The sequence below is a fragment of the Pedococcus sp. P2_D9 genome (assembly GCF_056404275.1).
The window spans coordinates 60,765-82,697 of sequence record NZ_JBFUEI010000001.1 but is presented as its reverse complement, the minus strand read 5'-3'; the positions used below and the strand labels follow the sequence as shown (position 1 = coordinate 82,697).

The 21,933-nt window shown below is 71.5% G+C and carries 24 protein-coding genes; 2 read left to right on the top strand and 22 right to left on the bottom strand.

The features are described 5' to 3' along the window. Nucleotides 1-4 precede the first annotated feature (4 nt). The 14 genes from argF to infC all read right to left on the bottom strand — a co-directional run bounded on the left by argF (nucleotide 5) and on the right by infC (nucleotide 14,475). On the bottom strand, nucleotides 5-958 hold the full coding sequence (gene argF / locus AC1DXJ_RS00395) for an ornithine carbamoyltransferase (protein WP_477632027.1): 954 nt from the start codon (nucleotides 956-958) through the stop codon (nucleotides 5-7). Continuing rightward, nucleotides 955-2,160, bottom strand: coding sequence for an acetylornithine transaminase (locus tag AC1DXJ_RS00390; RefSeq protein WP_477636123.1), 1,206 nt, complete (start codon nucleotides 2,158-2,160; stop codon nucleotides 955-957). Before AC1DXJ_RS00390 ends, argF begins: the two co-directional genes overlap by 4 nt. Then, complete coding sequence (argB, locus tag AC1DXJ_RS00385) at nucleotides 2,160-3,104, bottom strand: acetylglutamate kinase (RefSeq protein WP_477636122.1); 945 nt, start codon at nucleotides 3,102-3,104, stop codon at nucleotides 2,160-2,162. The genes AC1DXJ_RS00390 and argB overlap by 1 nt, the downstream gene beginning before the upstream one ends. Continuing rightward, a complete protein-coding gene (gene argJ, locus AC1DXJ_RS00380; RefSeq protein WP_477632024.1) occupies nucleotides 3,101-4,252 on the bottom strand; it encodes a bifunctional glutamate N-acetyltransferase/amino-acid acetyltransferase ArgJ in 1,152 nt (383 codons plus the stop codon). The genes argB and argJ overlap by 4 nt, the downstream gene beginning before the upstream one ends. Continuing rightward, nucleotides 4,249-4,659, bottom strand: a complete 411-nt coding sequence (locus AC1DXJ_RS00375) for an ACT domain-containing protein (RefSeq protein ID WP_477632023.1) — start codon at nucleotides 4,657-4,659, stop codon at nucleotides 4,249-4,251. The genes argJ and AC1DXJ_RS00375 overlap by 4 nt, the downstream gene beginning before the upstream one ends. Next, nucleotides 4,656-5,714 (bottom strand): N-acetyl-gamma-glutamyl-phosphate reductase, encoded by a 1,059-nt coding sequence (argC, locus tag AC1DXJ_RS00370; protein WP_477632022.1) that lies wholly within the window; start codon nucleotides 5,712-5,714, stop codon nucleotides 4,656-4,658. The genes AC1DXJ_RS00375 and argC overlap by 4 nt, the downstream gene beginning before the upstream one ends. 460 nt (nucleotides 5,715-6,174) lie before the next feature. Next, entirely contained in the window at nucleotides 6,175-6,912 is a 738-nt protein-coding gene (locus AC1DXJ_RS00365) for an SDR family oxidoreductase (protein WP_477636121.1), read from the bottom strand. Continuing rightward, nucleotides 6,909-9,464: a phenylalanine--tRNA ligase subunit beta gene (gene pheT / locus AC1DXJ_RS00360; protein WP_477632020.1), complete on the bottom strand. Its 2,556-nt coding sequence runs from the start codon at nucleotides 9,462-9,464 to the stop codon at nucleotides 6,909-6,911. Before pheT ends, AC1DXJ_RS00365 begins: the two co-directional genes overlap by 4 nt. Then, nucleotides 9,464-10,570, bottom strand: a complete 1,107-nt coding sequence (gene pheS, locus AC1DXJ_RS00355; protein ID WP_477612657.1) for a phenylalanine--tRNA ligase subunit alpha — start codon at nucleotides 10,568-10,570, stop codon at nucleotides 9,464-9,466. Before pheS ends, pheT begins: the two co-directional genes overlap by 1 nt. Before the next feature lie 339 nt (nucleotides 10,571-10,909). After that, complete coding sequence (locus AC1DXJ_RS00350; protein ID WP_477612656.1) at nucleotides 10,910-12,025, bottom strand: sensor histidine kinase; 1,116 nt, start codon at nucleotides 12,023-12,025, stop codon at nucleotides 10,910-10,912. 10 nt (nucleotides 12,026-12,035) lie between these two features. After that, nucleotides 12,036-12,827, bottom strand: coding sequence for a TrmH family RNA methyltransferase (locus AC1DXJ_RS00345; RefSeq protein ID WP_477632019.1), 792 nt, complete (start codon nucleotides 12,825-12,827; stop codon nucleotides 12,036-12,038). Between the two features lie 59 nt (nucleotides 12,828-12,886). Beyond that, complete coding sequence (rplT, locus tag AC1DXJ_RS00340) at nucleotides 12,887-13,273, bottom strand: 50S ribosomal protein L20 (protein ID WP_140737333.1); 387 nt, start codon at nucleotides 13,271-13,273, stop codon at nucleotides 12,887-12,889. Between the two features lie 77 nt (nucleotides 13,274-13,350). After that, complete coding sequence (rpmI, locus tag AC1DXJ_RS00335) at nucleotides 13,351-13,545, bottom strand: 50S ribosomal protein L35 (protein WP_179422513.1); 195 nt, start codon at nucleotides 13,543-13,545, stop codon at nucleotides 13,351-13,353. 72 nt (nucleotides 13,546-13,617) lie between these two features. Continuing rightward, on the bottom strand, nucleotides 13,618-14,475 hold the full coding sequence (gene infC, locus AC1DXJ_RS00330) for a translation initiation factor IF-3 (protein WP_477636299.1): 858 nt from the start codon (nucleotides 14,473-14,475) through the stop codon (nucleotides 13,618-13,620). 354 nt (nucleotides 14,476-14,829) lie between these two features. Between infC and AC1DXJ_RS00325 the strand changes: the two genes are divergently transcribed. Next, nucleotides 14,830-15,213, top strand: a complete 384-nt coding sequence (locus tag AC1DXJ_RS00325; RefSeq protein ID WP_477612653.1) for a DUF1844 domain-containing protein — start codon at nucleotides 14,830-14,832, stop codon at nucleotides 15,211-15,213. Between the two features lie 49 nt (nucleotides 15,214-15,262). Here the strand turns inward: AC1DXJ_RS00325 and AC1DXJ_RS00320 are convergent, their stop codons facing one another. Continuing rightward, nucleotides 15,263-16,540, bottom strand: coding sequence for an MFS transporter (locus AC1DXJ_RS00320; protein WP_477636120.1), 1,278 nt, complete (start codon nucleotides 16,538-16,540; stop codon nucleotides 15,263-15,265). Nucleotides 16,541-16,683: 143 nt separating this feature from the next. Here AC1DXJ_RS00320 and AC1DXJ_RS00315 point away from each other — a divergent pair, with 143 nt between their 5' ends. Next, nucleotides 16,684-17,013, top strand: coding sequence for a DUF952 domain-containing protein (locus tag AC1DXJ_RS00315; protein ID WP_477636119.1), 330 nt, complete (start codon nucleotides 16,684-16,686; stop codon nucleotides 17,011-17,013). A 13-nt stretch (nucleotides 17,014-17,026) separates the two neighbouring features. Here AC1DXJ_RS00315 and AC1DXJ_RS00310 read toward each other — a convergent pair whose 3' ends face one another. Genes AC1DXJ_RS00310 through AC1DXJ_RS00280 form a run of 7 tightly spaced genes read right to left on the bottom strand, consistent with a single transcriptional unit; the run spans nucleotide 17,027 to nucleotide 21,928 of the window. Next, the gene (locus AC1DXJ_RS00310; protein WP_477636118.1) at nucleotides 17,027-17,746 is read right to left on the bottom strand and encodes an SseB family protein; all 720 of its coding nucleotides are present in this window, start codon (nucleotides 17,744-17,746) and stop codon (nucleotides 17,027-17,029) included. Next, the gene (gene priA / locus AC1DXJ_RS00305; protein ID WP_477624707.1) at nucleotides 17,743-18,480 is read right to left on the bottom strand and encodes a bifunctional 1-(5-phosphoribosyl)-5-((5-phosphoribosylamino)methylideneamino)imidazole-4-carboxamide isomerase/phosphoribosylanthranilate isomerase PriA; all 738 of its coding nucleotides are present in this window, start codon (nucleotides 18,478-18,480) and stop codon (nucleotides 17,743-17,745) included. Before priA ends, AC1DXJ_RS00310 begins: the two co-directional genes overlap by 4 nt. Then, nucleotides 18,477-18,902: a hypothetical protein gene (locus tag AC1DXJ_RS00300; RefSeq protein ID WP_477636117.1), complete on the bottom strand. Its 426-nt coding sequence runs from the start codon at nucleotides 18,900-18,902 to the stop codon at nucleotides 18,477-18,479. The genes priA and AC1DXJ_RS00300 overlap by 4 nt, the downstream gene beginning before the upstream one ends. Then, nucleotides 18,899-19,537, bottom strand: coding sequence for an imidazole glycerol phosphate synthase subunit HisH (hisH, locus tag AC1DXJ_RS00295; protein ID WP_477636116.1), 639 nt, complete (start codon nucleotides 19,535-19,537; stop codon nucleotides 18,899-18,901). The genes AC1DXJ_RS00300 and hisH overlap by 4 nt, the downstream gene beginning before the upstream one ends. Continuing rightward, nucleotides 19,534-20,160, bottom strand: coding sequence for a hypothetical protein (locus AC1DXJ_RS00290; protein ID WP_477636115.1), 627 nt, complete (start codon nucleotides 20,158-20,160; stop codon nucleotides 19,534-19,536). Before AC1DXJ_RS00290 ends, hisH begins: the two co-directional genes overlap by 4 nt. Further along, nucleotides 20,157-20,798 (bottom strand): imidazoleglycerol-phosphate dehydratase HisB, encoded by a 642-nt coding sequence (gene hisB, locus AC1DXJ_RS00285; protein ID WP_477624703.1) that lies wholly within the window; start codon nucleotides 20,796-20,798, stop codon nucleotides 20,157-20,159. The genes AC1DXJ_RS00290 and hisB overlap by 4 nt, the downstream gene beginning before the upstream one ends. Next, nucleotides 20,795-21,928 carry a histidinol-phosphate transaminase gene (locus tag AC1DXJ_RS00280; RefSeq protein ID WP_477632016.1) on the bottom strand — a complete coding sequence of 378 codons (1,134 nt, stop codon included), beginning with the start codon at nucleotides 21,926-21,928 and terminating at the stop codon, nucleotides 20,795-20,797. Before AC1DXJ_RS00280 ends, hisB begins: the two co-directional genes overlap by 4 nt. Nucleotides 21,929-21,933: the final 5 nt, after the last annotated feature.

Below are 21,933 nucleotides of genomic sequence, written 5' to 3'. Positions count from 1 at the left end.
CGGCTCAGGCCTCCTCTGTGCCTTCGGCGCCCTCGAGGAGGAACGACAGGAGGGCCTTCTGTGCGTGGAGGCGGTTCTCGGCCTCGTCCCAGACCACGGACTGGGGTCCGTCGATGACTGCGGCTTCGACCTCGAAGCCCCGGTAGGCCGGCAGGCAGTGGAGGAAGATGGCGTCGGCCGCCGCCTGGGCCATGAGCTCCTGGGTCACGGCGTACGGCGTGAACGGGCTGGCCGCCCCCTGACGCTCGCCCTTCTCCTCCTCCATCCCCATCGAGACCCAGGTGTCGGTGACCACGACGTCGACACCCTTGACCGCTGCCCCGGCGTCGTCGGTGACCAGCACCGAGCCACCCTGCGCGGCGGCGATCTCGGTGGCCCGCGCGAGGATGGCGGGGTCGGGCTGGTGACTGGTGGGCGTCCCGATGCGGACGTGCATGCCGGACAGGGCGCAGCCGAGGAGGTAGGAGTGGGCCATGTTGTTGGCGCCGTCCCCGACATAACCGAGCGTGAGGCCCGGCAGGGCGCCCTTGTGCTCGAGGACGGTGACGAGGTCGGCGAGGATCTGGCACGGGTGGAAGTCGTCGGTCAGCGCGTTGACCACCGGGACGCCGGCGTGGGCAGCGAGCTCCTCGATGCGGTCCTGGCCGAAGGTGCGCCACACGATGGCTGCGGACTGACGGCCCAGTACCTTTGCCGTGTCGGCGATGGACTCGCGGACCCCGATCTGGGCGAGGTTGCCGTCCACCACGAGGGGGTAGCCGCCCAACCCGGTGATGGCGCCGGCGAAGGACACCTGGGTGCGCAGCGTCGGCTTGTCGAACACCACGGCCACGGTGCGCGGGCCCTCGAGGGGACGTCGGGAGAACGGTGCAGCCTTCAGCTCGAGCGCCCGCTGGAGGACCAGCGACTGCTCTTCGGCGGTCAGGTCGTCGTCGCGCAGGAAGTGACGAAGGCTCATGCGGTGTCCTCGGAGTTGGTGGCTGCGTCGAGCAGCGCGGGCAGGGCGTTGACGAAGGAGTCCAGCTCCTCGGTGCTGATGACCAAAGGTGGCGCAAGCCGGATCGCCTGCGGCGCAACGGGATTGACGATGAATCCCGCGTCGCGCGCCAGGGACGCCACCTGCGCGGCCACCGGCCGGGAGAGCACGATGGCGCGCAGGAGTCCGGCCCCACGCACCTCCGTGATGAGCGGATGACCAAGCGCGAGAACGGAATCCGCGAGGTGCTGTCCAGCCTGCGCGGCGTGGGCGAGCAGCCCCTGGTCCTCGATGGTCTCCAGGACCGCCAGCCCGGCGGCCGCCGCGAGCGGGTTGCCGCCGAAGGTGCTGCCGTGCTGACCTGCCGTGAGCAGCCCCGCCACCTCGGGACCGAAGGCGACGAGCGCGCCGATGGGCACTCCCCCGCCGAGCCCCTTGGCGAGGGTGATGGCGTCGGGGACGATGCCCGCCTGCTGGAAGGCGAACCACGTCCCGGTGCGGCCGATGCCCGTCTGGATCTCGTCAAGGACGAGCAGGGCGCCATGCTCCCGGGTCAGCTCACGGGCCAGCTGGAGGTATGCCGTGCCGGGGCTCAGCACGCCGGCCTCACCTTGCACCGGCTCGAGGACGACGGCGGCGGTCTCGGACGTGACGGCGGCACGGAGGGCGGCTCCATCCCCGAACGGGACGTGGCTGACGCCGGCGATGAGTGGCTCGAAGGGCTCGCGGTACGCGGGCTTGTGGGTCAGCGCCAGGGCACCCGTCGTGCGTCCGTGGAAGGCTCCCTCGGCGGCGACGATGCCCGACCGGCCGGTGCGGCGGCTCAGCTTGATCGCGGCCTCGATCGCCTCGGCCCCCGAGTTCGCGAAGAAGACGGCGGAGCCCTCTGGGGCGCCGGCGAGCTCGATCAGCCGCTCCGCCAGGGCGATCTGCCCCTCGGAGGTGAACAGGTTGGAGACGTGGATCGCCTCACCTGCCTGCTTGCTGATCGCACTCACCAGCGCCGGGTGGCCGTGGCCCAGCGCGTTGACGGCGATGCCGCCGACGAGGTCGAGGTAGCGGTTGCCGTCGACGTCCCAGACGTGGCACCCGCTGCCGTGCGACAGCACCAGAGGCGGAAGTCCGAAGACACCCATGACCGAGCGCTGGTAGCGGGCCAACAGCTCGTCGTTGCGCGCACCCATCAGGACTCCTCGTCCGGGACGATCATCGTGCCGATCCCCTCGGAGGTGAAGACCTCCAGGAGGAGGGAATGGGGTTGGCGTCCGTCGATGACGTGCGCCTGGGGGACGCCACCCTCAACCGCCCGGATGCACGCCTCGAGCTTGGGGATCATCCCTGAGTCGACCTTGGCGAGCAGCTCTTGCGCTCCTCTCACGGTCAGCGACGACAGCAGCGAGTCACGGTCCGGCCAGTCGGCGTACACGCCCTCGACGTCGGTGAGCATGACGAGCTTCTGGGCCTTCAGCGCGACGGCCAGTGCTGCGGCGGCCGTGTCGGCGTTGATGTTGAGGACCTGGCCTTCGACGTCGAGGTCGGGAGCCACGGTGGACACGACGGGGATGCGCCCGGCGTCCAGGATGTCCTGCACCGCCCCGGGGTTGACCGTCTCGACGTCCCCGACCAGTCCGAGGTCGACCTCTTCACCGTCGACGCGGGTGCCGCGGCGGCGGGCGCCGAACAGGGCGGCGTCCTCGCCGGACAGCCCCACGGCCACGGGACCGTGCTGGTTGAGCAGCCCGACGAGCTCGCGACCGACCTGACCCGTGAGGACCATCCGCACGACGTCCATCACCTCGGGCGTCGTGACGCGCAGGCCGCCCCGGAACTCGCTCTGCAGACCCAGCCGGTCGAGCATGGTCGCGATCTGGGGACCACCGCCGTGGACGACCACGGGCCGCAGCCCGGCATACCGCAGGAAGGCCACGTCCTGGGCGAAGGCGGCCTTGAGGCCGTCGTCCACCATCGCGTTGCCGCCGTACTTGACGACGACGAGGGCGCCCCGGAACTGCTCGAGCCAGGGCAGCGCTTCGACGAGCGTCTGGGCCTTGCCCTGGGCGACGCGCAGGGCGGCGGCCCCGATGTGGCCGCGAACGGTGTTGGTCGGACGGCTGGGCGGTGGGGTCATGAGGAGTAGGCCGAGTTCTCGTGGACGTAGTCGTGGGTGAGGTCGTTGGTCCAGACCGTGACCGAGCGGTCTCCGGCGTGGAGGTCGACGACCACGTGGACCTCGCGGGGGGTGAGGTCCACGAGGGTGCGGTCCTCGCCCACGCCGCCCGCGCGGCATACCTCGACGCCGTTGATCGACACGTCGAGCTGGTGGGGGGCGAAGGCAGCCTTGGTGGTGCCCACGGCGGCGAGCACGCGCCCCCAGTTGGGGTCGTTGCCGAAGACCGCACACTTGAACAGGTTGTTGCGGGCGATCGAGCGAGCCACCTCGAGCGCGTCGTCCACGGAGGCAGCGGTCCGCACCTCGATGGCGATGTCGTGGCGGGCGCCCTCGGCGTCGGCGATGAGCTGCCTGGCGAGGCTCGCGCAGACCTCGGTGACGGCCGCAGTGAGGTCGGCTGCGTCGACCGTGACCCCGGAGGCGCCGGACGCCAGCAGGACGACCGTGTCGTTGGTGGACTGGCAGCCGTCGGAGTCGATGCGGTCAAAGGTCACGGCTGTGGCGGCGCGCAGGACGCCATCCAGCTCCGCGGGCGCGACGACGGCATCGGTCGTCACGACGACGAGCATCGTGGCGAGCGCCGGAGCGAGCATGCCGGCGCCCTTGGCCATCCCGCCCACGACCCAGCCGTCGCGCTGTGCCTGCGCCACCTTGTGGACCGTGTCGGTGGTCTTGATCGCGGTCGCCGCGGCCACGCCACCGTCCGCCGCAAGGTCACCGGCGGCGCGCTCGACGCCCTCCAGGAGTGCCGGCATGGGCAGCAGCTCGCCGATCAGACCGGTCGAGCAGACGACGACGTCACCAGCGGAGACGCCGAGGACCTCGGCGACCTTCTCGGCCGTGGCGTGGGTGTCGGCGAAGCCCTGGGCACCCGTGCACGCGTTGGCACCACCGGAGTTGAGCACCACCGCATCGACCCGGCCGTCACCGACGACCTGGCGCGACCAGGTGACCGGGGCGGCCTCGACCCTGTTGCTGGTGAACACTGCCGCGCCGTGGTGGTCCGGGCCGTCGTTGACGACSAGTGCGAGGTCAGGGTTTCCGCTGGCCTTGAGGCCGGCGACGACGCCGGACGCCCGGAAACCTTGCGCTGCGGTCACGCTCATGAGGTGCCTCCCGAGAGCTTGGCCGGTGCCGCGGTGTTGCCCCCACGCTTCCAGGTGGCCATCGCCTCGTCGGCGTGCTCGGAACCGATGAGGATCCAGTCGGTGTCGTAGGTCGAGAGCGCGAGGATGCTGATGCCCTGCTTGGCCAGCGGCTCGAGCAGGCCCGACAGGACACCGACCGTCGAGAAGTCCAGCGGCCCGGCGATCTCGAACGCGGTCAGCGGTCCTTGCACCCGAGCGTCCTTGGGCACCGAGTCGAACGCGCAGACCACCGAGGTCTCGCTGTCGGTGTAGGTGATCGAGGCCAGCGGGCCGGTCCGCCAGTCCCACGCGGGCTCCTGGCCGGCCGGCAGCCGGACGAAGGCGACCGGCTCGGCGTGCCGCATCAGGTGCAACGGGAGGCTCATGGCGACACCCCTGCGATCGGCAGGCCGGTTGTCTCGGGCAGCCCGAGGGCGAGGTTCATGCACTGCACAGCGGCACCTGCCGTTCCCTTGGTGAGGTTGTCCACCGCCGCGACGGCGATGACCCGCCCGGTCCTGTCGTCGAACGTGACCTGGATGTGCACGCAGTTGCTGCCCAGGACGCTCGCGGTGGACGGCCACTGCCCTTCGGGCAGGAGGTGGACGAACGGCTCGTCGGCATAGGCCTTCGCCCACGCCTCCCGTATGCCGCGTGCGTCGGTGTCGCTCACGCCGTCGGCCAGGCGGGCGGTGCAGGTCGCGAGGATCCCCCGTGGCATCGGCGCGAGCGTTGGCGTGAAGGACACGCGGACGTCGGTGCTGTCCACTCCCCCGGCCGCCGTGAGGTTCTGCTCGATCTCGGGGGTGTGCCGGTGGACCCCACCGACGCCGTAGGGGGACATCGCTCCCATCACCTCGGCGCCGAGCAGGTGCGGCTTCAGGGACTTGCCGGCGCCCGAGGTGCCGGATGCCGCCACGACGACCACGTCCTCCCCCGACAGCAACCCGGCGGCATACCCGGGGGCGAGGGCCAGCGAGACGGCAGTCGGGTAGCAGCCTGGTACTGCGATGTGGCTGGTCCCGACGAGCGCCTCGCGCTGGCTGCCACCGCCCACGGGCAGCTCGGGCAGGCCGTAGGCCCACGACCCGGCATAGGGGGTGTCGTAGAAGGTCGTCCACGCCGACTCGTCGCGCAACCGGAAGTCCGCGCCGCAGTCGATCACCGTGACCGAGTCGGGCAGCTGCGCGGCGAGCGCGGCCGAGTGGCCGTGAGGCAGGGCGAGGAACACCACGTCATGCCCGGCGAGCACCTCGAGCGTGGTGTCCTCGATGACCCGGTCGGCGAGCGGCGTGAGGTGAGGGTGGACGTCCCCCAGACGCTGACCGGCACTGGAACCCGCCGTCAGCGCGCCGATCTCGACCTCGGGGTGCCCGAGCAGCAACCGGAGGATCTCGCCTCCGGCATACCCGCTCGCCCCTGCCACTGCCGCTCTCACCATGTGCATAAACATACACGAGTGTGCACACTCATGCACAACTCGTGGGTGGCGAATGACGGGTAAACCGGTTCTGGGACGTCACCCTGGGGATGCTCCAGAACCCCTGCGCCCACGCCCTCGACGTCGTGGGGGTGGAGCTCGGCGCAGCGATGGGAGTTGCGGGACAGGGGGCGTCTGTCGCCCTTCGTCCCGATCAGGTATTCGCCGCCGTGGCCTCGTCGCCTCGGGCCTTGCCCCCGTTCGAGCCGTTCCGCGTCGCTGCTGGCAGCACGGTCCAGGTCGTCGGGCGGTTTGCGGTGACCGGTGACGAACCGGTCAAGGTTCCGACTGCGACCCTCGCGCGCTCCGGATGGCGAGCAGTCCGCCACTCTCACCCTGACGCCGAGGGTGTCACTCTGCACGTGCGGCCCTCCCGGCTAGGGCTCGGGTCTACCGCGGAGCATGGACGACGCCGGCTCGTTCAGGTCAGCGGGTCGTCGTCGCCCCAGCGCAGCAGGCCCAAGGTGCGGTCGGCCTCGCCGAGCCCCCGACCGGCTCRGGCGCGCAGAGACTCAGGAGTGTCGACGCCGGCGCGGACCATGCGACTGTTCCACTCGTCGAGCTCGCCAGCAGCGATGGCTAGCAGCAGCTCCGCCACGACAGCCGGCTCGGTCCAGTCGGTGCGGTCGCGATGGGCGTCCATCGCCTCGGTCATGTCGGTGCGAACCACGCCGGGGGCCAGGTCGAAGGCGCGCACGCCGTGGACGGAGCTCAGGCCCGTCGCGGCGGTGAGGCGGGCGAGGGCCCCCTTGCTGACGTTGTAGGCGGTGGCGCTGTCGCCGTTGCGGTAGGCCGCCCCCGAGTTGATGTTGACGATCCGGCCCGACCCCGCCGCCACCATGTGCGGGAGCACCGCGTGGGTCATGAGGTAGGGACCGCGCAGGTTCACCTCGACGGTCTGCCACCACTCGTCCGGGTCGCTGTCGGCCAGCGACACCTCGGCGTCGATCACACCCGCATTGTTGACCAGCAGGTCGATCCGCCCACGGCGAGCGATGATCTCAGCCACCCAACGCTCGACGGCCGACCGGTCGGTGACCGGCGCGACCGAACGCGAACCGCGCTCCACGGCATACCCGGCCTGCTCGAGGGCGGTGGCGAGGTGCTGACCGATGCCGCGGGAGGCGCCGGTCACCACGGCGACGGGAGCAGCGCTCACCGCTGGATCGCGCCGGTGTGGGCCGCGGCCGCGGCGACGGCCTTGTCGCGCAGCGCACTCACCTCGTCGGTGGTCAGCGTCCGGTCGGTGGCACGGAAGGTCAGGCGGTAGGCCAGCGACTTCTTGCCCGACTCGACCTGCTCGCCGCGGTAGACGTCGAACAACGCCACGGACTCGAGGCTCTCCCCCGCGCCCTCGCGCAGGGCTGCCTCCACGGCGGCTGCCGGCACGGTCTCGTCGACCACGAGGGCGACGTCCGTGTGGGCCAACGGATAGGTCGACAAGGCACTCGCCTGCAGGGGCGTGCCCGTCGCCGCGACGAGCACGTCGACGTCGAGCTCGCCGGCGACGGTGCGCGCGGGCAGCTCGAGGGCGGCCGTCACCTTGGGGTGCAGCTCACCCGCGTAGCCCACCACTGTGCCGTCGGCCAGGGCCAGCTCGGCGCAGCGCCCGGGGTGCCACGGGGCACGGACGACCGACGCGACCACGAGGTCCAGGCCCACGGACCGGCCCACCGCCAGGGCCCACGCCACGGCGTCCGAGGTGTCGGCCTTGCGACCCGGCCCCCAGGGCCCTCCGTGCTCGACCTCACCAGCAGCCGCGTATGCCGCGTGGCGGGGCTGCGCCGGCACGGCACCGAGGATGGCGGCGAGCGTCTCGTCGTCGGGACGCGACTCGATGCCGGGGACGGGCGCGCTCGTGGGGTCCTGCTGGGCGCGCGTGACGAGGCCGATCTCGTAGACGGCGATGTCGCGCGCACCACGAGCGACGTTGCGGCGCAGGGTGTCGAGCAGGGTGTCGAGCACCGACGTGCGCATGACGGGCGCCTCGTCGGACAGCGGGTTCACCAGCGAGACCACGCGCCTGCGCTCGTCGTCAGCGGGCAGGCCGAGCCGGTCGAACAGCGACCGGGAGACGAACGGATAGCTCAGCACCTCGGTGAGGCCCTGGTGGGCCAAGGTCGTGGCGACGACCCGACGGATGCGCTGGCCATGGGTGAGGCCGCGGCCGGCCGCCTTGGGCTGGGGCAGGACCGACGGGATCTGGTCGTAGCCACGCGCCCGCGCGACCTCCTCGACCAGCTCGGGTCCGTTGGTGAGGTCGGGCCGCCAGGAGGGCGGCAGCACGCTGACGAGGTCTGCGCCGGCGCCGGCGCCGGATTCGGTTGCCGTCACCACGCAGCCGATGGCGCGAAGCGTCGCGAGCACCTCCTCACGGGGGTAGTCGAGCCCGATGTAGCGGGTCGGCAGGGTGGTGTCGAAGTCGAACGGCTGGGCCGGCGCGCGGTGGTCGACGTCGGTGACGCCGGCGTCAGCCGTGCCACCTCCGTGCTCGACCAGCAGGTCGACCGCCAGCTGCGCGGCAGCTGCGGCGACGGCGTGGTCGACGCCGCGCTCGAACCGCTTGGACGCCTCGGTGGTGAGGCGGTGCCGACGCGAGGACCGGGCCACGGTGATCGGGTCGAAGTGGGCCGCCTCGATCAGGACGTTGGTGGTCCTCTCGGTGACCTCCGAGGCAGCGCCACCCATGACCCCCGCGATGGCCAGCGGGGTGTCGGCCCCGTCGACGATGAGGAGGTCCTCGGGGTCGAGCGCGCGCGCGACGTCGTCGAGCGTGGTGAGCTTCTCCCCCGGCCGGGCGCGACGGGTCCCGATCGAACCCGACAGGGTGTCGAGGTCGAAGGCGTGCAGCGGCTGGCCCAGCAGCATCATCACGTAGTTGGTGACGTCGACCGCCAGCGAGATCGGTCGCATCCCGACCTGCGTGAGCCGCTTCTGCATCCAGCGGGGGCTCGACGCCGTGACGTCGACGCCGCGCACGACGCGAGCGACGTAGCGGTCGCAGCCCGGCACGCCCTCGAGCGGCGAGGCATCGGCGAGCTCCACGGCATACCCGGCGCCGGTGGGCTCCGGGGTCGTGATCTCGGCGGGGTCGCGGAACGCCGCGCCGGTCGACAACGCGTACTCGCGCGCGATGCCACGCATCGAGAAGCAGTAGCCGCGGTCGGGGGTGACGTTGACCTCCACGACCTCGTCGGCCAGGCCGAGCAACGCGATGGCGTCGTCACCAGGGGTGAGGGTGGCGGCAGCCTCGGCACCCAACAGCTCCGACAGCACGATGATGCCGTCGTGGTCCTCACCGAGCCCGAGCTCGCGGGCCGAGCAGATCATGCCGTTGGACACGTGGCCGTAGGTCTTCCGTGCGGAGATCTCGAACCCGCCCGGCAGCACCCCCCCGGGGAGCACGCAGACGACGAGGTCACCGACGGTGAAGTTGTGCGCCCCGCAGACGATCTCCTGGGCCTTGCCCTCGGAGACGCGCTGGCCGTGCTCGCCGACGTCGACGGTGCACCAGTTGATCGTCTTGCCGTTCTTCTGCGGCTCGGGCTCGACCGACAGCACCCGGCCGACGACGAGGGGACCGGCGATGTCGCCACCGTGCAGGCCCTCCTCCTCGAGGCCGACGCGCACGAGCGCAGCAGCGATGTCCTCACCGGTGGCGTCCGCGGGGACGTCGGCGAGCTCGCGCAGCCAGGACACGGGCGCGTGCATCAGATCTCCATTCCGAACTGCTGGGAGAAGCGGACGTCTCCCTCGACGATGTCGTGCATGTCGGCGACGTTGTGGCGCTGCATGAGCGAGCGCTCGATGCCGAGCCCGAACGCGAAGCCGGTGTAGCGGTCGGTGTCGACCCCCGCCGCCCGCAGCACGCGCTGGTTGACCATCCCCGATCCGCCGAGCTCGATCCAGCCGGTGCCACCACAGGTGCGGCACTTGTCGCCGTCCAGCGAGCCCGACCCGCCGCAGATCCAGCAACGGCAGTCGATCTCGGCGCTCGGCTCGGTGAACGGGAAGTAGTTGGGACGCAGCCGGGTCACGATGCCCTCGCCGAACAGCCGCTGGACGAACGCGTCCAGGGTGCCCTTGAGGTGGGCCATCGTGATGCCTTCGTCGACCACCAGTCCCTCGAACTGGTGGAACACCGGCGTGTGGGTCGCGTCGAGGTCGTCGGTGCGGAACACCTTGCCGGGACACAGGACGTAGATGGGCGGCTCGCGGTCGAGCATCGTGCGGACCTGCACCGGCGAGGTGTGGGTGCGCAGCACGAGCCCGGACCCGGCCGGCTCGACGAAGAAGGTGTCCTGCTCCTGGCGGGCAGGGTGGTCGGCCGGGATGTTCAAGGCGTCGAAGGTCAGCCACTCGGACTCGACCTCGGGCCCCTCGGCGATCTCCCAGCCCATGGAGACGAAGATGTCCTCGACGCGCTCGGAGACGAGGCTGATCGGGTGGCGGGCCCCCATCGGCCTGCGCGGCACCCGCACCGTCACGTCGACGGTCTCGTCCACCAGGATGCGCTCGTCCCGCTCGGCCTCGAGCTCCGCCTGCCGTGCGGCGAGCGCCTGCGCCACCTGGCCGCGGGCCTGGCCAACGCGCTTGCCGGCCTCGGCCTTGGCACTGGGTGGCAGCGCACCGATCTCGCGGTTGGCCAGCGCCAGGGCACTCTTCTCGCCCTGGTGCGCCAGTCGAGCGGCCTTCAGCTCGTCGAGGTCCGCGGCGGCGGCGATGGCCTGCCGGGCATCGGCGACGGCCTGCTCCACCACGGCGGGATCGAGCGCTGCGACCTCGACGGGGTCGTACTGCTTGTTCGGTCCTGACATGTCTTCCACTCTGCTCATCGGCTGGTCAGCACGGCGCACCGGAGGCGGCGCACCGAAGTCTAGGGGCCGCATGGCTGCGCCCTCGGGGCTGGGTTCGGCCTTCGGGGCGGAGCGGCAACTGCGATGAGGTATGCCGGTCGGCCGGCGTGGTGACGCACCGGGACGGCTGCGTCGGTGGCCCTCAGTGCAGCGGTGCGACCGCGCCCGAAGGCACGGTAAATCGCTGCACGAGGTGGCTCACGGGTCCAGCCTGACCTGCGGCACACGGTCCGCGCAACCTGGTTTCGGCGACCGAGCACTGCTGACGGTCGCGGCCCAGGCTGGTTCTCGGAACAGCCCTCAGGCGAGGTAGTCGGGCGGCTCGGATGGCAGGCTGAGACGGAACTGCGCGCCACCACTCGGCGCCGACTCCACCTGGACCCGCCCGCCGTGCGCCTCGACCAGACCCTTGACGACATAGAGGCCGAGCCCCGTGCTCCCCCTGCCCGAACCGTGCCAGAACCTGCTGAACACCAGGTCCCGGTGGTCGGCCGCGATGCCCTTTCCCTCGTCGCTGACGACCAGGTCGACACCGGTGGCACTGTGCCCCTTGGACTCCAGCGCCTCCTGGCCGTTTCCGGTCGTGGGCTGCGCCCCGAGGGTCACCATGCCGTCGCCGTGTCGGAACGCGTTCTCGATCAGGTTGGAGAGGATCTGGTCGAGCCGGTCTGGGTCCGCCCACACCTCGGGCAGGGTCTCGGGTACCTCGATGGAGAAGCGGTCCCGTTCCTGGCCGCTGGCCACGGCTCGCTCCACGTGGCGGCCGTAGACAGCGGCGACGTCGATCGGCAGGGGCCGGATCTGCAGTCGTCCCGAGTCGATGCGGGACACGTCGAGCAGCTCGGTGATCAGGCGGGTCACCCGGTCGGCATCGGCCTCGATGGTCTCGAGCATGAGCCGCTTCTGGTCGTCGGTGAAGCGGTCCCACCGACGCAGCAGCGTCGAGGAGAATCCCTTGACCGAGGTGAGCGGCGAGCGCAGCTCGTGGGCGACGGTGGAGATGAGCGCTGCGTGGTCGGCCTCGAGCCGGCGGCGTGCCTCCGCATCACGCAGCATGAGGATGACGCGGTTGACCGGCTTGTTGCGCCCCGGCCTGAGGTACTTCGCGGTGACGAGCACCTCGGCGCCACCGTCGACCATGAGGTACTTCTCGCGATGGCCGGTCCGGATGTCCAGGCCGTTCCAGGGGTCGGTGACGTCCCACCAGTCGGTGCCGTCGTTGTCGCGCAGCACCAGCGCGGTGCGGATGTCGCGGCCCACGAGCTCGCTGCGGGCGATGCCGAGGATCTGGACGGCTCGACGGTTGACGAAGCTCACCTTCGCATCCGCCTCGGCCGCGACCATGCCGTCAGGCAGGAGCTCACTGGCCAATGCAGCCTGCTCGGGCGGCAGGATGGAACCGGGCCGGAAGTCCATGCCGCCGACCCTAGTGGTTCTGGGCGCCCGCGGACGCGTAGAGACAGACCGTGGCGGCCATCGCGAGGTTGAGCGACTCGGCCTTGCCGTAGATCGGCACGCGCACGACCTCGTCACACAGGTCGCGGATCTCGGGTTCGAGCCCCCAGGCCTCGTTGCCCATCACCCAGGCGTGGGTAGGCAGGAGGTCGACATCAGGCAGCATCGTCGTGCCGACGCCGTCGGCTGCCAGCACACGGATGCCGGCCGCGCGAAGCCTGGCCAGCGTCTCCTCCACCGGCAGCCCGGTCACCAGGGGCAGGTGGAACAGTGAGCCGGCGGTCGACCGCACCACCTTGGGCGCGTGCACGTCGACCGACGCGTCACTCACGAGGACGGCGTCGGCACCAGCCGCGTCCGCGCCGCGGATCACCGTCCCGGCGTTGCCCGGATCCCTGACATTCGTCAGCAGGACGAGTAGTCGGGGCCTCCGAGTGAGGACCTCGTCAAGGCTGGCGGTGACCACGCGGCATACCGCGGCAATCCCTTGGGGGGCAGGGGTGTCGCACATCGCTGCGAGGACGTCCTCGGTCACCTCGTGGAGGTAGAGGTCCGCCTCCTCGGCTCCGGCCACGATGTCGGCGTGTCGCGCGCGGGCCTCGGCGGTGAGGTACAGGTCCACCACCCGCTCGGGGTGGTGGACGACCACCTCGCGGACCGACTGCGGCCCCTCTACGAGGAACCGGCCGGTCTTGTCACGCACGGAGCGCCGGGACAGTGCCCGCACCGACTTCACCCGGTCGGCTCCCGGATTGGTCATCACGGGAGGTTCACGGTGGGTCGGCGGGGGCATGTCCCGGCGCTCGGAGGGTGCTTGGTCGATCAGGCCGACGCGGCCGCGGTCTCCGTGGTCGCCGGCACGTTGGCGCGGGCGATCTCGACGAGGGCGGTGAACGCCGCCTCGTCGTTGACGGCGAGCTCGGCCAGCATGCGACGGTCGACCTCGATCTCCGCGGCCTTGAGGCCCTGGATGAACCGGTTGTAGGTCATGCCGTTCGCGCGGGCGCCGGCGTTGATGCGCTGGATCCACAGGCGACGGAAGTCACCCTTGCGGGCGCGACGGTCACGGTAGGCGTACCCGAGGGAGTGGGTGACCTGTTCCTTGGCCTTGCGGTAGAGCCGCGAGCGCTGTCCGCGGTAACCGCTGGCGCGCTCGAGGACGACCCGGCGCTTCTTCTGGGCGTTGACTGCCCGCTTCACGCGTGCCACGTGAGTTCTCCTTGCTGTCTAACTGCTTGCGAGGCTGCTTGCTGAGCCCGGCCAAACAATGGGATGGGTGGGCTCGGCTACTTGCCGAGGAGCTTCTTGACCTTCTTGGCGTCCGGCTTGGACACCTCGACGTCGTTCGCGATCGAGCGGGTGTACCGCGAGGACTTGTGCTCGAGCAGGTGACGGCCATTGGCCTGCTCACGCATGACCTTGCCGGTGCCGGTGAGGCGGAAGCGCTTCTTCGCGCCAGAGTGCGTCTTCATCTTCGGCATGGGGCCGATCTCCTTGTGTTGGTGTGTAGCCGTGTGTCGTTCGTGCGTTGTGGATCAGGGGTGGAACGGGCCTCAGCCGGTCGGCTCGGTGGCCTTTGGCTTGGCCGCGGGCTTGGCCACCGGCTTGGCCGTGGCGGCCGGCTTCGCAGCGGGCTTCGCCGTGGCGGCCGGCTTCGCAGCGGGCTTTGCCTCAGGGGCCGGGACCTCAGCCTCGGGGGCGGCGGGGGCCTCTGCCTCGGGGGCGGGGACCTCAGCCTCGGGGGCGGCGGGGGCCTCTGTCTCGGGGGCGGGGACCTCAGCCTCAGGGGCGGTGGGCTCCGCGGCTGTCTCGACCGAGACGTCCTGTACCTGGTCGACCGGCGGGGCGTCGTGCACCTGGTCGGCGTCGTGCACCTGGCCGGCGTCGTCCGCGTGAGCGGGGGTGGCCGACCGGGCGCGGCGCTGCTCGGCCATCGCCTCCGACTTCTTCTTGGTCGGGCCGAGCACCATGATCATGTTGCGGCCGTCCTGCTTGGGGGCCGACTCGACCGTGCCCAGCTCGATGACGTCCTCAGCGAGGCGCTGCAGCAGCCGGAAGCCGAGCTCCGGGCGCGACTGCTCGCGTCCGCGGAACATGATCGTCACCTTGACCTTGTCGCCGCCCTTGAGGAACCGCTCGACGTGGCCCTTCTTGGTGCCGTAGTCGTGCGGGTCGATCTTCGGGCGGAGCTTGATCTCCTTGATGACCGTGTTGACCTGGTTCTTGCGCGCTTCGCGAGCCTTCAGTGCCGCTTCGTACTTGAACTTGCCGAAGTCCATGAGCTTGGCGACCGGAGGCTTGGCCATCGGGGCAACCTCGACGAGGTCGAGGTCAGCCTCGGCGGCCAGACGCAGCGCGTCTTCGACGCGCACGATGCCGACCTGTTCTCCGTTGGGGCCAACCAACCGCACTTCGGGAACCCGAATGCGGTCGTTGATGCGAGGTTCGCTGATGTTGGTGCTCCTCTGTTGGAAGTTCACTGCCCGTGAATGTTCGCTGTCCGGCCGCTGCAACGAAGAAAGGCTCCCCGTCGCCGTTGCGCGGGAAGCCTCACCTGATCCGGTTCACGAGTTCACCAAGGGCAGGTATGCCGCGTGGCTCGCGCCCACGGCATACGCCCTGCGTGACCTCGTTGACCCGGCAACCGTGAGGTTGACGCGGGTGGAAGCAGGTGCTGCTTCACTTGCACACCGGGCCCGGTGCTGGGTCACCCTCTCAGGTCACCCGACGATGGACACGGCCGGTCGATCTGCAAGGCTACCAGCGTGAGCACCGAATCTCCCAATTCCCCCGAAGGCCCCGACCTCGCCGCCACCAGTCACGAGCAGGCCACCCGCGACATCGCCGAGGTGCCGGCTGTCGAGGTCATCACCACCGCGGCCATCCACCTGATGAGCGCAGCTGCGGTCAAGTGCGGGCTGGCCGAGGGGCCGGACGCGGGCGAGCACCTCGACCTGGACGAGGCGCGGCGACTGATCAGCGCCCTGGCCGGGCTCATCACCGCGGCGGCCCCCGACCTGGGCAGCCAGCACGCCGCCCCGCTGCGGGACGGGCTGAAGTCGCTGCAGCTGGCTTTCCGCGAGGCCTCGGTGATCCAGGACCCACCGGGCCAGGGGCCGGGCGAGAAGCTGACCGGTTCGGTCGTGTGACCCGGGCCGGCCCTCCCCGACGAAGGGCCGGGACCGCCAGCCCGAGCGCTCAGGCGTCGGCGGTGGCGCTCAGCCGCTGAGCGGCGCGGCGCTGCGAGGCTCGCCCTGAGGTGGCCACGGCGCCGACGAGGGCGACCAGCAGCCCGATCACCGCGACGACGAGGAAGCCCGCCTGCCAGCCCTGGTGGTCGATGGCGACGCCCGCCATCGGTGCGCCCAGCGCCATGCCTCCGGTCATGAACGAGCCGTGCCAGCCCATCGCCTCGCCGCGCGCGGCCCCCGGGACCACCCGGCTGACCTGGTCCACGGTCGCCGTGATGGTCGGCGCGCAGAACAACCCGGCCACGAAGGACAGGACCGCCAGCGAGGGCACACCGTGGGCCAGCGCCATCGGTGCGCTGACCAGCGCGAGCCCGCCGAGCAGCCAGAAGGCTGAGACCGACTTCTGCAGCCCGCCGTAGACCAGGCCGCCCAGGAGGGAGCCGAAGCCCCAGACGGCCAGCACCCAGCCGATCGAGGACTGGGCGTCGAAGTCTCGCAGCGCGGCCACGATGGCGATGTCGGTGCCGCCGAGCACGACGGTCGTGGCCGCGGCGGCCAGGCAGATGACGATGAAGCGTGCACGGAACCAGTCCGATCGCGCCACGCGCGGCACCGCAGCGCCGACGCCCTCGTCGTCCACGAGCCCAGCGTCCACCACCCCGGCGTCCACCAGTCCCTCGTCGATCGGCTCGGCCGCCTCGTCGTGCATGACGGGGTTGGCGAACCAGAGCAGCACACCGGCCAGCACCCCGAGCATCTCGATGGCGAACAGCACCCACTGGGTCGGCCAGAGCGTGGCGGCCCAGACCCCGGCAGCCGGGCCGACCATGAAGGACAGCTCGACGGCCACGGAGTCCAGGGAGATCGCCGTGCGCCGGTCGTCCTCGGGCACTGCGGCGATCACCGCCTGGCGGATGATCGAGAACGAGGGGATGACGAAGAGCCCGGCCAGTGCCGCGAGCCCCAGGAGCCACCAGTACGAGACGAAGGGCGCGATGGACCAGCAGACGGCCGCGACGACGATGGAGGGCAGGACCACGCGGCGCAGGCCTCTGCGGTCGAGGAGGCGGCCACGCCACGGCCCGCTGATGGCGATGGCGATGGTCGCCGCGGCCGACACCAGACCGGCTGCTGCGTAGGACCGCCCGAGGTGGGAGACGACGTGCAGGGTCAGCACCACTCCGCCGGCGAAGATGGGCATGCGCACCAGGAAGCCCAGCACCAGCGCCCGCCGCAGGGCGGCACTGGCGAGGACGCGGCGGTAACGGGCGTTGGCGAGCTGCACCCACCCACTGTGCCAGCCCGCACTGACAGTGGCCAAACCCTTTTTGCTCCTGTCATGAAGCTGTCGCCCAGCGGCGGGAGTCAGCAGGCGGCAGACCCGCGCAGCGCGCCCCAGGGCCACTGCCGACGACTAGGTTGCCGACCATGACGATCTACCACCTTGCCGAGCCGGAGAAGTGGGAGCAGGCCCGCAGGTCGGGGAGCTACACCGAGTCGACGCGAGGTCGGACCCTGGCGCAGGAAGGCTTCATCCACTGCTCCTCCGAGCAGCAGTGGCCCGTGGTGCGCCGCTCGTTCTATGCGGACTACCAGGGCACCTTGCTCCTGCTCGAGATCGACCCGTCCCGACTCACCGAACGCCCGATCGAGGAGATCGGCGACCTGGACACGGGCGAGACATTCCCCCACCTCTATGCCGCCCTGCCGGCCGACGCCGTCGTGGCCGTCACCGAGCTCGCGCCGCCGCACGCCTGAACTGCGGGCGCCCTCAGGAGATCGAGAACGAGAGCCCGTCGATCCGGGCGCGGATCTCACCGTCGGTGGCGAGCCGTTCGCCGACCTCCGTGGCGACCGCCTGCACGGCGTCCGCGTCCAGACCCGGCACCAGCTGCAGCGTCACTCGGAGCACGCCTTCGCCCGGTGCCCCCGGGCCGATCTCGTGGGCGAGCACGGCGTCCTGCTCCCGGACCGCGTTGGCCACCGCTCGCCGCACCGTCTCGTCCTCGTGGGCTGGCAGCCACTCGCGCTGCTGGGCCAGCGCCCAGACCATGCTGGGTCGCAGGGCAACCGTGAGAGGGCCTGCCAGGTCGACCACCATCACATCGCACCGCTCGCTGACCGCGGCCTGCGCGGCCCTGGCTGCAGTCACCGGAACCGGCCTGGCTCCGGCGTCCCAGGCCGCGATGGCTGCCATCGAGGAGAACACCGGGAGGGCCCGCGTGCCGTCGGGCGCGACGAGGGTCACCGCCGCCATGTCGGTCTGCTTCTCGACGGCGTGCTCGCCCGACGTGTCGACGGAGACGGGTTCGGCGACGATGGGCACGAGCAGACGCGCGGCTGCGACGGCGGTCATCAGGGCCACCTCGTCGAGCGGCTCCGCGAGTGCCCTCACCAGGGCCGCATCGGCCTCGCCCGTGTCGCCGTCGAAACCGGTGCCGGTGAGCTCACGACCGCCGAACGGGACCCCCGCGGAGTCGTGGGAGGTCACGGGCGACCCGCAACGTCGAGCGCGTCGGGCAGGGTGAACGCGCCACGGTAGAGCGCCGACCCGACGATGGCGCCCTCCACGCCAACGGGCACCAGGCCCCGGATCGCCTCGATGTCCTCCAGCGTCGACACGCCGCCCGACGCCACGACGGGGCGGTCGGTGCGCGCGCAGACGTCGCGGAGCAGGTCGAGGTTCGGGCCCTTGAGCATGCCGTCCTTGTTGACGTCGGTGACGACGTAGCGGGCGCACCCCTCGGCGTCGAGTCGGGCCAGGGTCTCCCAGAGGTCGCCACCGTCCTTCGTCCAGCCACGCGCAGCCAGGGTGGTGCCACGCACGTCGAGGCCGACGGCGACGCGGTCGCCATGCTCGGCGATCGCCCGCGCGGTCCACTCGGGATCCTCCAGCGCCGCTGTCCCGAGGTTGACCCGGCGACACCCCGTGGCGAGGGCGGCCTCGAGCGACTCGGCGTCGCGGATCCCGCCGCTCATCTCGACCTTGAGGTCCAGCCGGCCGACGATGCCCGCGAGCAGCTCGCGGTTGGAACCGCGCCCGAAGGCGGCGTCGAGGTCGACGAGGTGCAGCCACTCGGCGCCCTGCTCCTGCCACGCCAGCGCGGCCTCCCAGGGATCACCGAACTCTCCCCCGCTGCCGGCCACCCCCTGGACGAGCTGGACGGCACGGCCGCCCTGGACGTCGACGGCGGGCAGCAGCTCGAGTCGGGGTGCGTCGTTCATGCGGGATCCTCGGGTCGGGGTTCGGTCGGCGGCGTGGTGTCGGTCAACGCTGCCGTCTGGTTCGACGGCGTGGTTTCTGGTGGCGGCGGGGTGTCGTCCGCGGCTGTGGCGGCGTCGTGTCGCCGGCCCTGCACCAGCAGGTAGCCGCCGACGATCACGAGGGCCGCCACCACCAGCGCGATCCGCACCGGCCAGGACGCGCCGGCAAAGGCCGCCACCGCCAGCGTCGCCAGGCCCGCGCCGATCGTCGTGGCGACCTTGGGCTGGGCCCGCCGTCGCGTGGTGGTGCGCCGCGTCGTCCGACGCCGGGTCGTGCTGCGACGGGAGGTGCCGGCCGTGCTCGTCCTCTTGCGGGTGGTGGCCTTGCGGGCCGTGCTGCCCGCCGACCTGGCCGACTTGGCCGTCTTCTTGGTTGCGCTCACAGTGACTTCACCCAGTTCTCGAGGAGGGACAGGCCTGCGTCGCCGGACTTCTCCGGGTGGAACTGGGTCGCGGCCAGCGGTCCGTTCTCCACGGCCGCGACGAACCGTCCACCGTGGTCGGCCCAGGTCACCTTGGGGGCGACGGCGGCGAAGGCGCCGCTGGGGTCCTCCAGCGTCCAGGACTGCACGGCATACGAGTGGACGAAGTAGAACCGCTCGGACTCGACGCCTGCGAAGAGCCGGCTGCCGGTGGCGACGTCCACGTCGGACCAGCCCATGTGCGGCACCACCTCTGCCTGGAGGCGGGACACCGACCCGGGCCACTCCCCCAGGCCGTCCTGGGGTGCACCGCTGGGTTCGTCGGACCCCTCGAACAGCACCTGCATGCCCACGCAGACGCCGAGCACCGGCCGTCCCCCCGAGAGGCGCAGGTCGATGACGACCGGACCGTCGGCGGCACGCAGGCCCGCCATGCAGGCGTGGAAGTTTCCCACCCCGGGCACGAACAGCCCGTCCGCGGCGAGCGCTGCCGCCCGGTCACCAGTCAGCTCCACCTCCGCACCGACGTGCTCCAGGGCGCGCACCGCCGACCGGACGTTGCCACTGCCGTAGTCGAAGACGACCACCCGGCTCATGAGTTCTCCTCGAGTTCGGTGCGGTGCCGGGCCTGCTCGGCCATCCGCGCGTCGAAACGGGCCACCGCCTGTGCCGTCGGTGCCACCACCTGGCCGCGCAGGCCCACCCCCGGTCCGACCAGGTCCGAGCCCGGCAGGCCCAGGACGGACAACAGGTCGGTGATGACGCGGTCTGCGGTGCCGTTGCGCTCGGCCACGACCCGCATCACCGCACGCGGGTCCCCTGTCCGACCGGCCGCAGTCAGGAGGTCCGCCGGTCGGGCCAGCTCGAGCTGGGGGGCGCGCACCACTCCGGCGCCGGGCTCCCACACCAGCCACCGGGCGACGTCGCGCCACCCCGGCGCGTGGGAGGTCACCACGGCCCGGCCGTCGACGGTGAAGAACCCGAGGGCGCCTCGCAGCCGGCGTGGCACCGGGCGCGCGGCGAGGACGGCGAGGGCGTCGTCATACGGCGGTTCGGCGCGTGACCGGCGCTCGGTGGGCAGCACCGCGGTCCAGTCCCCGACGGGGACCACCTGGCAGGCCACCAGGCCCCGGCGCAGCCAGGACGACACCGGCGCGGGGCCGCCGCTCACCAGGAGCAGTCCGCGCGCCTCCTGCGCGGGCTGCCACGGCACGCTCACGTGGAGAGGCTGCCCTTCGCGCTGGGTATGCCGCTGACCCGCGGGTCGCGGGCGACCGCGGCACGCAGGGCGCGGGCGACCGCCTTGAACTGGGCCTCGACGATGTGGTGCGGGTCGCGGCCCGACAGCACGCGCACGTGCAGCGCGATCCCGGCGCGTCCGGCGAAGGACTCCCACACGTGGCGGGTCAGCGAGCCGACGTAGGTGCCGCCGATGACGACGTAGGCCTGGCCCTCGGGCTCACCGGTGTGCACGACATAGGGGCGTCCCGCCACGTCGACGACGGCCTGGACGAGCGCCTCGTCGAGCGGGACCGTCGCGTCGCCGAAGCGCGAGATGCCGCGCTTGTCGCCGAGCGCCTCGCGCAGCGCGTCGCCGAGCACGATCGCGACATCCTCGACGGTGTGGTGCGCGTCGACGTCGACGTCGCCGGTGGCCTTGACGCGGAGGTCGATCAGCGAGTGCTTGGCCAGGGACGCGAGCATGTGGTCGTAGAAGCGCACGCCAGTCGAGATCTCGGACTGGCCGGAGCCGTCGAGGTTGAGCTCGACCTCGACGCTGGACTCCGACGTCGAGCGGCTCAGCGATGCCGTGCGGTCACCGGGCTGGTTCCCCTGCGTCACGGTCTCCTGCGTCACGGTGCGCTCCTGTCCTGCTCAGGTCGGGCGATCTGCGCCACGGCGGCGAGGAACGCACCTGTCTCGTCCGGGGTCCCGGCCGTGACACGAAGATAGTGGGGAATGCCGACGTCGCGGACGAGGACGCCCCGGTCCAGCAGCGCACGCCAGGTCTGGGCGGCGTCCGCGAGGCCGCCGAAGAGCACGAAGTTGGCGTCGCTGGGCACCGGCGCCAGACCGAGCTCGGTGAGTCCGGTGACCATCCGGTCACGCTGCTCCTTGATCGCCTCGACGGTGCCGAGCATCTCCGGCGCGTGCCGCAGGGCCGCCAGGGCGATCGCCTGCGTGGGCGCCGACAGGTGGTAGGGCAACCGCACCAACCGCAGGGCGTCGATGAGCGCAGGGTCCGCGGCGAGGTAGCCCAGCCGGCCCCCCGCGAACGCGAACGCCTTGCTCATCGTGCGGGTGACCACGAGCCGGGGGCGCCCGTCCAGCAGCGTCAGCGCGCTGGGGGTGCCGGGGCGGGCGAACTCGGCGTAGGCCTCGTCCACCACGACCACGGCACGCTCGGCCGCGGCATACACGGCCTCCACCACGTCGAGGCCGAGCGCGGTGCCCGTCGGGTTGTTGGGTGAGCAGAGGAAGACGACGTGGGGATCGTGCTCGCGCACCTGCGCCACCGCGGACTCGACGGTCAGGTCGAAGGGGGTGCCGCCCTGTCCGCGCAGGCCGTCCACCCAGGCGGTGCCGACCGAGGTGCTGATGATCGGGTGCATCGAGTAGGCCGGCGTGAAACCCAGGGCCGTGCGCCCCGGCCCGCCGAATGCCAGGACGACGTGCTGGAGCACCTCGTTGGAGCCGTTGCCCGCCCACACCTGGGCCGGGTCCACGGCAGTCCCCGACGACGACAGGTATGCCGCGAGCGCAGTCCGGAGGTCGGTGAACTCCCGGTCGGGGTACCTGTTCAGGCCAGCCGCGACCTCGGCAACGGCGGCCGTGATCTCGGCCACCACCGACGGCGGGACGGGGTAGGAGCTCTCGTTGGTGTTGAGGCGCACGGGCACGTCGAGCTGGGGTGCGCCGTAGGGAGTCCCACCGCGCAGGTCCTCGCGCAGCAGGCCCTCGATGCGGGAGCCGCCGAAGTCGGTCATCGGCC

Bases quoted from the DNA above. Each gene is read 5' to 3' on its own strand.
- AC1DXJ_RS00375 (WP_477632023.1), bottom strand. From the start codon at position 4,659: ATGAGCCTCCCGTTGCACCTGATGCGGCACGCCGAGCCGGTCGCCTTC.
- pheS (WP_477612657.1), bottom strand. From the start codon at position 10,570: ATGTCAGGACCGAACAAGCAGTACGACCCCGTCGAGGTCGCAGCGCTC.
- AC1DXJ_RS00350 (WP_477612656.1), bottom strand. From the start codon at position 12,025: ATGGACTTCCGGCCCGGTTCCATCCTGCCGCCCGAGCAGGCTGCATTG.
- rpmI (WP_179422513.1), bottom strand. From the start codon at position 13,545: ATGCCGAAGATGAAGACGCACTCTGGCGCGAAGAAGCGCTTCCGCCTC.
- pheT (WP_477632020.1), bottom strand. From the start codon at position 9,464: ATGCACGCGCCCGTGTCCTGGCTGCGCGAGCTCGCCGACGTCCCCGCG.
- hisH (WP_477636116.1), bottom strand. From the start codon at position 19,537: ATGAGCCGGGTGGTCGTCTTCGACTACGGCAGTGGCAACGTCCGGTCG.
- AC1DXJ_RS00390 (WP_477636123.1), bottom strand. From the start codon at position 2,160: ATGGGTGCGCGCAACGACGAGCTGTTGGCCCGCTACCAGCGCTCGGTC.
- argF (WP_477632027.1), bottom strand. From the start codon at position 958: ATGAGCCTTCGTCACTTCCTGCGCGACGACGACCTGACCGCCGAAGAG.
- AC1DXJ_RS00280 (WP_477632016.1), bottom strand. From the start codon at position 21,928: ATGACCGACTTCGGCGGCTCCCGCATCGAGGGCCTGCTGCGCGAGGAC.
- argB (WP_477636122.1), bottom strand. From the start codon at position 3,104: ATGACCCCACCGCCCAGCCGTCCGACCAACACCGTTCGCGGCCACATC.
- AC1DXJ_RS00315 (WP_477636119.1), top strand. From the start codon at position 16,684: ATGACGATCTACCACCTTGCCGAGCCGGAGAAGTGGGAGCAGGCCCGC.
- argC (WP_477632022.1), bottom strand. From the start codon at position 5,714: ATGGTGAGAGCGGCAGTGGCAGGGGCGAGCGGGTATGCCGGAGGCGAG.
- priA (WP_477624707.1), bottom strand. From the start codon at position 18,480: ATGAACGACGCACCCCGACTCGAGCTGCTGCCCGCCGTCGACGTCCAG.